Origin of the sequence: Streptococcus infantis (assembly GCF_047465035.1) — a bacterium.
Classification (GTDB): Bacteria; Bacillota; Bacilli; order Lactobacillales; family Streptococcaceae; genus Streptococcus; species Streptococcus infantis_T.
In genome coordinates this window covers 1-11,586 of sequence record NZ_JASHAQ010000017.1, presented here as the reverse complement: position 1 = coordinate 11,586, position 11,586 = coordinate 1, and the positions used below count along the sequence as shown (strand labels likewise).

Annotated in this window: 10 protein-coding genes and 2 pseudogenes; 4 read left to right on the top strand and 8 right to left on the bottom strand. The window is 34.1% G+C overall.

Annotated elements, in window-relative coordinates; genetic code table 11:
* Positions 1-19 precede the first annotated feature (19 nt).
* A pseudogene (locus tag QM406_RS07845) lies at positions 20-301 on the top strand (MBL fold metallo-hydrolase); the annotation flags it as partial.
* Between the two features lie 76 nt (positions 302-377).
* Here the strand turns inward: QM406_RS07845 and QM406_RS07840 are convergent.
* Positions 378-939: pseudogene (locus QM406_RS07840) on the bottom strand (transposase); the annotation flags it as partial.
* Between QM406_RS07840 and QM406_RS07835 the strand changes: the two are divergent.
* Positions 914-1,743 (top strand): IS630 family transposase gene (locus QM406_RS07835; protein WP_414273898.1). Its coding sequence is split into 2 segments (ribosomal slippage): positions 914-1,229 and positions 1,229-1,743, totalling 831 coding nucleotides; the frame shifts between segments, so codons are not numbered across the junction. The pseudogene QM406_RS07840 and the gene QM406_RS07835 overlap by 26 nt on opposite strands.
* A gap of 86 nt (positions 1,744-1,829) precedes the next feature.
* Here the strand turns inward: QM406_RS07835 and QM406_RS07830 are convergent.
* From QM406_RS07830 to QM406_RS07805, 6 genes are all read right to left on the bottom strand, one after another.
* Positions 1,830-2,960 (bottom strand): tyrosine-type recombinase/integrase, encoded by a 1,131-nt coding sequence (locus QM406_RS07830; RefSeq protein WP_414273897.1) that lies wholly within the window; start codon positions 2,958-2,960, stop codon positions 1,830-1,832.
* A gap of 54 nt (positions 2,961-3,014) precedes the next feature.
* Complete coding sequence (locus QM406_RS07825) at positions 3,015-3,356, bottom strand: DUF771 domain-containing protein (RefSeq protein WP_414273896.1); 342 nt, start codon at positions 3,354-3,356, stop codon at positions 3,015-3,017.
* Positions 3,357-3,418: 62 nt separating this feature from the next.
* Entirely contained in the window at positions 3,419-4,654 is a 1,236-nt protein-coding gene (locus QM406_RS07820) for a replication protein RepA (RefSeq protein ID WP_414273895.1), read from the bottom strand.
* Between the two features lie 188 nt (positions 4,655-4,842).
* Positions 4,843-5,460 (bottom strand): hypothetical protein, encoded by a 618-nt coding sequence (locus QM406_RS07815; RefSeq protein WP_414273894.1) that lies wholly within the window; start codon positions 5,458-5,460, stop codon positions 4,843-4,845.
* On the bottom strand, positions 5,457-6,626 hold the full coding sequence (locus tag QM406_RS07810; protein WP_414273893.1) for a cell division protein FtsK: 1,170 nt from the start codon (positions 6,624-6,626) through the stop codon (positions 5,457-5,459). Before QM406_RS07810 ends, QM406_RS07815 begins: the two co-directional genes overlap by 4 nt.
* Before the next feature lie 3 nt (positions 6,627-6,629).
* Positions 6,630-6,989, bottom strand: coding sequence for a hypothetical protein (locus tag QM406_RS07805; protein WP_414273892.1), 360 nt, complete (start codon positions 6,987-6,989; stop codon positions 6,630-6,632).
* 184 nt (positions 6,990-7,173) lie between these two features.
* Here QM406_RS07805 and QM406_RS07800 point away from each other — a divergent pair, with 184 nt between their 5' ends.
* Positions 7,174-7,773 carry a hypothetical protein gene (locus QM406_RS07800; RefSeq protein WP_414273891.1) on the top strand — a complete coding sequence of 200 codons (600 nt, stop codon included), beginning with the start codon at positions 7,174-7,176 and terminating at the stop codon, positions 7,771-7,773.
* Positions 7,774-7,803: 30 nt separating this feature from the next.
* Here the strand turns inward: QM406_RS07800 and QM406_RS07795 are convergent, their stop codons facing one another.
* Positions 7,804-8,151, bottom strand: a complete 348-nt coding sequence (locus QM406_RS07795; protein WP_414273890.1) for a helix-turn-helix domain-containing protein — start codon at positions 8,149-8,151, stop codon at positions 7,804-7,806.
* Positions 8,152-8,358: 207 nt separating this feature from the next.
* Between QM406_RS07795 and QM406_RS07790 the strand changes: the two genes are divergently transcribed.
* A complete protein-coding gene (locus QM406_RS07790; protein ID WP_414273889.1) occupies positions 8,359-11,229 on the top strand; it encodes an SEC10/PgrA surface exclusion domain-containing protein in 2,871 nt (956 codons plus the stop codon).
* Positions 11,230-11,586: the final 357 nt, after the last annotated feature.

Below are 11,586 nucleotides of genomic sequence, written 5' to 3'. Positions count from 1 at the left end.
ATTGAAATAAATTGCAATTAGTGGAGCTATGGAGACTGGCTGGAAACAACTGAATGGCAATTGGTATTATTTCCAAGCAGATGATTCCTTATTGAGAAATGCTACAACACCTGATGGCTACAAGGTCAATCAAGATGGCATTTGGAGCTTGAATCCTGATAAAGTAGAAGTTCAGGGAAGTCAAGAAGATCCTAAGAAAGATTCTGATAAGCCAATAGAAAAGGAAGAAAAATTAGCAGAAGTCAATGAAAAAGATGAAGCTGCTGAAACAAAACCGACTTTTAAGGCAGCTAAAGAATAATCTTAGTTGTTTTGCTAGAAAGCTGATTAGGTGCTACCGTTCAGATCTGTCAGATACTTTTCTTTTAAAATAGTATTTATATACATCTCAGAGAATCGATCAGGGTTTTATTTGAAAAAAACAGTAAAAAAGCGCAAAAAATTACTTCCTGTGAACTGCTTCCTGTCAAGTGGACAATGAAATAATAAAAAATATTCAGAGCGATGAAAATTCGTTTCTTAAAGTTGTCAAAGTTCCTAAAAACAAAGGCATTACGCTTGATAAGTTTAATAAGATTATTCGTTGCTTCCAATTTGGCGTTGGAATAAGGTGATTGAAGGGCGTTGACAATTTTCTCTTTGTCCTTGAGAAATGTCTTAAAGACAGTCTGAAAAAGAGGATGAACCTGCTTTAGATTGTCCTCAATGAGTCAGAAAAATTTCTCGGGCTCTTTATTCTGAAATTGAAAAAGCAATAGTTGATAGAGTTCATAGTGATCTTTTCGGAATAGCTTAAACGCTTGTCTAGAATCTCTTTATTCGTCAAGTGCATACAAAAGTAGGGTGATAAAAGCATTTATCGCTGAGTTTACGATTATCCTGTTGAATGAGCTTCCAGTAGCGTTTGATAGCCTTGTATTCATTAGATTTTCGTAAAAAAGTTCTCGCTTATTGTGAGCGAACAGGTAGTATAACAGAAGCATCACACATTTTCCAAATCTCACGTAATACCATTTATGGCTGGTTAAAGCTAAAAGAGAAAACAGGAGAGCTAAACCATCAAGTAAAAGGAACAAAACCAAGAAAGGTTGATAGAGATAGACTTAAAAACTATCTTACTGACAATCCGGACGCTTATTTGACTGAAATAGCTTCTGAATTTGGCTGTCATTCAACTACTATCCACTATGCTCTCAAAGCTATGGGGTACACTCGAAAAAAAAGAATCACACCTACTATGAACAAGACCCAGAAAAAGTAGCTTTATTTCTTAAAAAATTTAATAGTTTAAAGCACTTAGCACCTGTTTATATTGATGAAACAGGATTCGATACTTATTTTTATCGAAAATATGGTCGCTCATTAAAAGGTCAGTTAATAAGAAGTAAAGTATCTGGAAGAAGATATCAGAGGATTTCTTTGGTTGCAGGGCTAACAAATGGCGAGTTAATCGCTCCAATGACTTACGAAGAGACGATGACGAGCGACTTTTTTGAAGCTTGGTTTCAGAAGTTTCTCTTACCAACATTAAACATACCATCAGTTATTATTATGGATAATGCAAGATTCCATAGAATGGGTAAGCTAGAGCTCTTATGTGAAGAATTTGGGTATAAACTTTTACCACTTCCTCCCTACTCACCTGAGTACAATCCTATTGAGAAAACATGGGCTCATATCAAAAAGCACCTCAAAAAGGTATTGCCAAGTTGTAATACTTTTTTGGCTCTCTGTCAACTGTAGTGGGTTGATATAATAGTATTAGACCTTGATTTTTCAAGGTCTTTTTTGAATTTGGTCAATTTTTGGTCAACTTTTGTTAGAAAAAATTATTGACTTAAAAACTCTCTAACACGTTTGTTTTCTGACTCTTCTTTTTCTCTGATTAAGTGACCATATGTTTGAGTGATTTGTGTAATATCTTTGTGTCCCATATTTGAAGCTATAACCCAGATATCGATTCCATAACCTAACATAATACTTGCGTATGTGTGCCTAATACCTGTAGCTGATAAATCGATTGGTTTGAGTTTTAACTTCTTGAGATGTTCTCTTAAACGCTTATTCACTTCATGATTTGTAGGAACAACAGTATACACATCGAAAAAGATATGATTTTCTTTATTTTTAATATTTGTTTGTTCAATATCTCTACTTTGAATTTCTTTTAATTGATTCAAAACATTCAATGTTTCTGAATCAATTGGAATAGTTCGAACAGAAGTAGCTGTTTTTGGTGGTCGCCATTCTTGTTTTCGAGGGTCATACCGCCTATATGTTTTGATTTCTTGAGTTTCGTTCAAAATACAGTCCCACGACAACCCTAGCACCTCACCGAAACGCAAGCCAGTTTTTAATTGAGTGAAGAGAAGATAGTCAATAATATTAAACTTCAGTTCAATGTTATGTTTTACTTCTTTCAATAACTTATGATAATCAGCTGAACTCTTGATAGCTTTTTCTTTTTTTATCTTTCGACTTGCTTGCCCTGTAATAACAACACCATCTGTAAAATCAATGATTGATAACTTATCTTTTTTCGCAAATTGAATGACTTTTCTAACTTCCGCATTTAATCGCCGAACTGTATCTTTTCCAACCCTCTTTGCATATTCGTTGATAAATTCTTGATACTCACTAAAATTGATTTTAGTAGCGGATTTATCATTGAAATATTCTAGAATAAGTTTTCCCCTATGTTTATGATGTGCAAGTGTTCCTTCACTTTTGTTTAGGGGAACAATTTGCAGATTATACCATTTCTGCCACAATTGATAGAGAGATATATTTGAATCAATTACATTACCGTTTAATAACTCTAATTCAATTTTACTTGCTTCCAATATTGCTTCTTTTTTCGTTTGAAATCCTGAAGCTGAAGCAACTACTACTTTTTCTTTATTAAAAATCCTATAATCCCAAGTTTTCTTTTTACCTCTTTGTCTATATGAAATTGCCATATGATTATCCTTTCTTTTTAAAAAGATAACCAAGACATCGTCTTGGCTATTATATCATGTTTCTTTCAATAACTCTGAGAAATGCTGTTCAAAAAATGCTCTTGTTTTGGAAGCGAGGAAGATATATTTTCCACCTTGATTCTGAGGATACTTTACAAAACCATCTTTGTTTTTATCAATATCGATTTTTGAGCGAATATCAGACCGATAAAGAACATTTTCTAACAGCCAAGGTCTAGAGACTGAAACCATCTCTAAAACCTCTGATAGGCTCATATACTGCCCTTGTGATGCCTTGTTTTTTAAGTCAAGATATTCATCTTTCTCTACTATAATGTGTGTTTGAGGAAGATTTACTTCCAAATTTTCTATTTTAATTAAAATCTTATCTGTCATATATTTTTCCTTATTCTATGATAAAATAGGAGCAGAAATAGTATTTATTATTTCCACTAATTTTAGTTATCGCTGTTTTTTTCTGTTTGGTCGATAGAGGAATCAGCGATTTCTTTTTTTATTTCTGATAAAACATCGTCAGTAACAATATTTATACCTTTACTAATTAATTTTTGAGCAATATCTTCAATACATTGTTTTTGTTCTATTAGCTCAAGATATTGTTTCATTTCAAACGTTAATTCCTTGTACTGATTATCATCAATCTTGACATGATAAACAATGTAATGAATACGTCTATAAAGCTGATTTATAGGGTCGTTTTTCTGTTTATCTGGAGAAACTAACATCTTGTAAATTTGGTATGGACTGAAAATGCTAGAAATATGAACCTTATCCCATAACGCGTATACATTACTATAACGGGCATGGACTTGATTGGGATATACGTCTAAGATTTTCAAAAAAGCTTGATAATCAATATCCCCTTTAAATTCGTCCATAAATAAAATTGATTCCCCCATATAATTATCTAGCCCACCTGTACCATAATCTGATAAAACATAAACATCTTCTATACCAAATATTTCTTTCAATCGGACTTGCATATAACTTTTTCCTGTTCCTGAACCTCCCAAATGCCAATAGACCTTCATTTTCTTGACTAATGGAGCGTTAGCCACTTGCAATTGATAATAATGCTCCTTAATCATTTTTGAAAATTTGCGATAAGATAAATTTTGACGCATGATTTCTTCAGGGGATAGACCTGCTTCAAGTAACTCTTGAATTACTTCTAAGTCTTTTCTTTTTCCTTGTTGATTTGCTTCAATGATACCATGATTCATCATCTGAACAACTGTCGTATGAGCTTTCTCCTCGTGTTTTCCCGTCTTGTTTAGATATGCTATGACTTGTTCACGAGTTCCACGAGTCAGTTCAACATGGATAGTAGGGTAGAGCTTTTTGATAGCTGAAAAACGTGTCTGATTTTTTGCTTCTAAAATCAGATGGGAGTGATGATTACCATTATCTCCTATCTCATAATTTGCAGCTGCTGAACGAGTTTCTTCTTTACCGTCTACCCAGAGATAAATTAGATGTTCAACCATTTCTTCAGGACTATATTTTTTATTCGCTTCAAGATTATTTCGAAATTCTTCTACTTGTTTTCGAGTTTCATCTGAATATTTTTCATCATTAAAACTTGTATCATTAACATCAAAGAGCTTATCAATATTGTTGAGAGTACAACAAAATGAATTCGCTTTAAATTGAGAGTTGAGTTCTTTTGACATAATATAAATTTCCTCCGTTTTTGTCTTTGTCTTGATAGTAAAAAACTCTTTTTGACTTGTCGATTTGTGTCTTTGTCTTTGATGTTGAGTAAAGGTAATACTAGCTTTACTCAACAACCTAGACATATAACGAACCGCGTATATGTGCTGGTGTACCTGCTTACCTTCGGTAGCAGTACACCGCACTATTAACCATCATTATTTTTAATAGGATAGACTTCACCAATATTACATTTAGCAACAGATGAAAAATTTTTACCTTCAGGGTCTCTAATAATATCGTTGAATTGATAATCTTTATCTAAATAATTTAATTCCTTTTTTATTTTTGGAAATAATTTTTCAATAATATCAGCACTTTCATTATTTGAGGGCAATCTTCCATTTAATACTGCATAATCTTTATAATAAGTGACAGTCAATGCTTTTAATGAACGATTGGCTTTCTTTACAATGACTTGTTTTGTATTCAAATAACGTGAAGATTCTTCCATTGACGGCTCTACATTGATGTGAGTACAATAACGACGAATTTTCCTAGTAGCTAGATAGGATTTTATGCCATTGATGAAAGAATCAGAATCAGCACTTCGAGATATAAAATCTATACCAATTGTTATTAATAAGACAGAAAATGCACTTACTGTAATTAAACGCAATATCCAAATAGACATTACAAAATAATAGAACGTTTCTAAGTGAATTTGAATAATTAAAAACGTTGCTAAACGTTCAAAAATAAAGAAGATTAATGAAATAAAAATTGTAAAATTAATTACATTATACTTGTTCAAATAATTTTTCATGAAATTTTTTCCTTTCCGATATCATATGTTGGGGTAAGCAAGGGCATGATGTGAGTTCTGTGTTCATTATCTGTAAACTTGACAATACCTGTACCAATACCAGAAGGGACTACAATATTATCGACATTGATGTTGGGCAATAAGAATTGGCAAGTATTCGCATTTATCTCACCTAGAATAAAGATACAGTTGATTTGTTCACGTACTGCTGTATTCCCTGCAAATGCAGTTGCATCAAAACGTTGACTGCATAAAATGAGTGAAATCGAAGTCTGACGACCGAGAAGAGCAATCGTCCCAAGCAATTGCCCAAATGCTTCACGTGCTTGTTTTGAACTACCTTGCACCAATGCCAACAGCTCATCAATAACAATATAAATGCGTTCGAACTTAGTATCTGGTTTTGTTAATAATATCTCTCCTCGTTCATAAATCTTTCTGATGATTTTTGATAAAGTCTCATTCACTACAGTCAGGAAGCTGTTCAAATTTTCCCCTTGACTTGGAGCTAATACTTCCAAACCTAATTCTTTACTTAATAAATAAATGTCAGAAAGTTTTGGGTCAACGCAAATAATTTGGTTAGTAAATGATTTTAGACAACTAATCAAATAACGTAAAAAGTGTGTCTTACCTGAACCGGATGCCCCGCTGACTGCCAAATGTGTAACCGATTTCAAAGAGATATTACAAATGTCATTTGCCATTATTGGAAGAGCATTTTCTGACACGTTCTCTTTAATAAAAGATGGAAGATTATCAATCTTTAAACGCGTTGGAATACCGTCCAGCCATGGAAAGAAGAAAGCTCGAGCTAAGTTTGGATTAGTAGTGTCGTACGGGATAAAGAAAGCATTATTTTGAGGTAAGAGTGTCTTATAGGGGTAGAGTATACCAGAACAAATTGCAAATATATTAAAGTAAAGTTGCGAATCAAGTGAGTACGAGACCGGGAGATTTGCAATGTAAAAGAATCCCGTGTCATTGCTTGCGACTTTAATATTAAATGAACCTAAATATGATGATTCATTATTAATATCTAGAGCATTATTCAAATTTCTTAAAATAAATTGTTCTAACTCGAACTTGTCTTTGCCAAATTCAGCCACACCAGCAGAAGTTGCTGATGTAGCTTGAGTTTGGCTTTTATTCATTAAAAAAGCCATGCCTTATTTTCCTTTCTTCTTAATATCTTTTGCTCTGAAATAAAGTTGTCCGTACTGGTTTTCAAAAGCTTCTAAATCTTCAAATTCAACAATATCTCCGATTTCGATTTTTGATAAGTCTGGTTTATGTTCTGGTAAAAACTTTATTTTGAAGGGATTGTGATTGTCAGTTGCAACGTAGACTTGATAAGCTTGAATGTTATCTGTACGTTTCATTTTTTCTTTACCGTTGACAATTTCGCCCGATTTTTCAAATTCATATTGAATCTCAAGTTGTTTACCAACCAATTTTACAACTTCATCTGAAAGAGCTTGTTCTGCTAGGCTAGCACTGTAGCCGTTAACTTTTTTAAAAAATGCCATATTTTACACCTCTTTTAAAAATTTTTTTTAAAGTTTTGCTACGAGAGCAGTAACTTTATGAGTCTATTCTAGCAATAATTTTTCCTAAAATCTACAAAATGTGTATTTTGAATTTGACAAATCAATACTTACGATATATAATTTAGATATACGATATACATTAGAAGGTGTTGAGGAATAAAAAATGACTAATTTAAAACTAAAAAGATTATCTGAATTTATTGATGACATGATACAAAAGTATCAAATTGAGGAAACAAAAAATATTAAAAAAAGTTTACGTAGAAAATTTGTTACAGAATTGGAAGCTATGGGAGAATGGGATAAGGCTAAATATAAAACTTTTGGTAGAAACAGAACAAAGGTATTCAATTATGAAATTCTTGATAGATTAGAGAAACGGTGTGAACGATATTTAGTTAAGAAGAGCGGATATGATTTTGATAAGTTCAAAGATTATAAAAACAACATAGATAGTGAAAACTATTTTGAAGAACTAACAGAAGATGAACTAACAGAAGATGAACTAAAGGATATGCATGAAAAAGCTGTTTTTAGGTCATGGGCTGGCTCTATCTCAAAAGAAGAGATTCGAGATGTTATGCTAACAGCTTTATTTGAAAAATTTTTTACTTCTATTGATATTGAACAGTGGCAAAAAGATAGCGATATTTTAACAATTGTCGATGTTTATGATGATAGAAAATCTAGTTTCGAATATTACAAGGCTATGGAGCGTTATTCGTCTCACAATAAATCTGCATATTATAAGGAAAGAAAATAAATGAATAAAAAATAACCGCTAGGATTTTTCTTAGCGGTTTGGTTTTTCTTTTACGGTTTTTATTAGTAATTGGAAGGCTTCTAAGAGCTGTTCTTGACTTGTTTGTGGAAGTTGAGTTAATTGGTCAGCTAATAACTCTAGATGTGGATTCTTTGGGGTTATACGGCTTTCAAATAGTTCTGATGGTGTGATATTAAGAGCTGTGATAATCTTTTCTAGTGTATCAATCTTTATATTTGACCCTTTTGTTTCAAGGTTGGAAATATAATCTATGCCCACACCAGCCTTTTCGCTGAGATTTTGCTGACTTAAATTTTTTTCTTTACGTATGATTCGTATTCGTTGTCCGATATACTTTTGTAAGGGAATTGATTTCATAAGCTACCTCGTTTCAATACAATGATACAAGGAAGACAACTGTAAAATAACCCATATACAAACAAAGTTTTGTCAAAATATTGTCTACAAACTAAAAATGTGTTAAAATAGTGCTATAAAATATATAAAATTGCATGATATACTACATATATCATGGTTTGACTTAACAGTCAAACCAATCCTATTAGCTCTTACAAGGAGAAAACGATGAAAAAACTGCAAACCCTCACAACTTCAACAGCAATTGCACTTGCATCAGTTGGTGCGCCTGTATTTGCTCAAGAAGCTCAAGCGACTTCAGTACCTACTGACACTGCTGTCAATGAACCAGCTCTTGTTGCTAAGTCACAAGTGAAACCACTTGAAAAGAGTGAAGTTCCTGCGCCTTCTACAGTGAAACCTGCTCTTGACGCTCAAAAAGAAGTCGTTAAGACTGCTGAAGCTAAGATTGACACAGCTAAAGCTGATGTAAAAGCAAAAGAAGCGACTGTTGCTTCAACTGAAAAAGAAGTCGCTACAGCTACACAAGCTGTTAACGATGCACAAGCAATTGCTTCTCAAGTAACACCTGCAAAAATTGCTAAAGTCAAAGATGCTCAAGCTAAGAACGTTGACGCTCAAAAAGCTAATCAAACAGCAACTGAAGCTGTAAATGAACAAATTAAAGCTGAAACAAAATCTCTTTCAGACGAACAAGCTAAAGTTGCTACTGCTCAAGGAAACCTTGACCAAGCTACAAAAGATGTCCAAACTGCTGAACAAGCCGTAACAAACGCACAATCTGCCCTTGACGGTAATGGACTTGCTTCTGCTCAAAATGACTTGAAAGACGCTCAAAAAGCTGTCAAAGACGCTGAAGATACAGTCGCTGACGCACAAACTGCGTTCAAAAATGCAACAAAAGCAGATGCAGATCGCGACCAAGCTATTAAATCAGCTGAAACAGATGTCAATACTAAAAATGATGCTGTCAAATTGGCAAAAGATAAATTAGCTTCAGCTACAGAACATGCTACAAATGTCGAAAACAAATTGCAATCAGCTCAAGCTGAATTGAAATCTGCTCAAGACAAATTGGCAAATACTAGTGTTGATACAGTAACAATTGCAGACTTGACTCAGTTCAAGAGAGATAAAGCCGAAGGCGACTCAGACTTCATGACTGACTCTGGTGCAACTGTTATCGAAAACTCTTCAACAAAAATCAGTGAAGCTGATAAGAAACGTACAGTTGACCTTGACAATTTGACTGATGATCAACAAAAAGAAATCAGCTTATACGCTGCAAAAGTATTGACTGAAATTCATAAACAATTTGGATTGAACGAAGTTAATGTTACAGACTCTGACCTTCGTATTGCTCGTGAACAAGCTAAAAAATATGTAGCTCGTGGAATTGCAGTAAATAAAGCTGGACACATCAATGGTGCTTACCATGGTGAAAATGTCTCACTTGCAAATGAAACAAAATCTATGACTATGTACGAACTTAAACAAAAAGTATTCGATGCAATCATGGGACAAACATTTGCTGATGCACCATCTAAGTGGGGACACTCACGTAACAACTTTGTTAATAACACTGTTGGAATTGCAACTGCTAATGTAGACGGACGTTTGCATATCATCTCAACTCTTGATTTAGCTGGCGGAAATGTCATCAAAGACGAAACCGACACAGCCTCTCTCGAAAAAGCTGTCGCAACAGCTGAAGCAAACCTTGCACAAGCTAAAACTGCATCAGAAAATGCTAAACGAGCTTTGACAAAAGCTTCAACTGATTACGCAAGCGCACTCAGCTTGAAAACTGAAGCTGAAAAAGTCCTTGCTGACGCAATGGCTACGCCATTGCAAGCCCAAGTTGCTGAAAACAACCTACGTTTGGCAAACATTGCTCTTGAAAATGCTAAGAAACGTGAAACTCAAGCAAGTGAAGCAGTCGCTAACTTCTCAGCAAGTCTAGCTGACAAGAAATCTGCTCTTGAAAAAGCTCAAGATGCACTTAAAGAAGCTAAAACTGTTCAAACAATTGCGTCACAAGCTCTTGAAAATGCTTCAGCTAAACTTGAAGACCAAGAAACTAAACTAGACAACTTGAACAAACAAGTTACAAAACTTCTTGCTGAAAAAGATGCACTCGTAAAAGAAGCCAAAGAATTGGCTGAAACCTTGCAAGCATATTTGGACGCACCAGTTGCTCTAGCAAATGCTCAAGACACTCAAGCTAAAGCTGAAGCTAAACTTGAAACAGCAAAAGCTGAACTCACTACGGCACAGTCTACTCTTGAAGACTTGTTGTCTGCGTATCGTACAGAATATGCTAAGTTGGTTGACTTGCAAACAGATTACGATGAACTCGTTGACCTTGCAGAGAAAGCTCAAGAAAATGTTGTTGCCAAATTACCTGACGGAACAGTAATTGCTATCCCTAAAGGTGCTCCAACTGCTGAAGTGCTTCCTGAACTAAATCTTGAAGAACTTGCTAAAGAAGATGCGAAAGATAGCATTGTGAAACAACTTCCTGACGGAACAATTGTTGCTGTCCCTAAAGATGCACCAGTTGCTGAAACTCTTCCTGAATTGAATCTTGAAGAACTTGCTAAAGAAGATGCTAAAGGTAGCGTTGTTAAAACACTTCCTGACGGAACAATCGTAGCTGTTCCTAAAGATGCACCAGTTGCTGAAGAACTTCCTACTGTCAATGTTGACGAATTGAAGAAAGCTCTTGATGCAGGTAAAGAAGTTACTGTAGATGCACAAGGGAATGTTGTTGTACGTGATACCAAACCAGTTGCTGATGGAAAACCAGGGACTGTTGACCGTCCGCAAGATAATAATGAAAAATCAAATAAAGTTTATGCAAGTGATAAAAACGTTACTATTGATAACAAAGGAAATGTTATTGTTAAAGGTCAAACTTACACAAGTCAGCAACAAGCATCAAGTAAGTCGACTTATTCACGAGTAGAACGTGCAAAAACATTACCAAATACAGGAGAAACTTCAAGTGTTGCGATGTTGATAATCGGTGCAATTTTAGGAACATTTGGACTCGTAACAGTACGTAGAAAAAATTAGAATAATAAAAAATCTTCTTATTATATAGGAAGATTTTTTGGATTCACAAAACTAGTTTAAAAGACTACGCTATTTAAACCAATTTTGAGAATGAATATATAAGGATATTCAGAACCTTAGTTGGTCAACCTTTGGTCAACTTTTGTATTTTGAATATACCTTAGATTGTGACGATGTCTTGGTATATCTGATACTCACTTACATATTCTAACTTATTTTAACTAAGATAAAACTGTAGTGGGTTGAATAAAAAGCTAACATCTGGAGAGGACAATCGTTGTCCTCTCTATTTTTATATTAAGAGCGATGAAAATTCGTTTCTTAAAGTTGTCAAAGTTCCTAAAACCAAAGGCATTT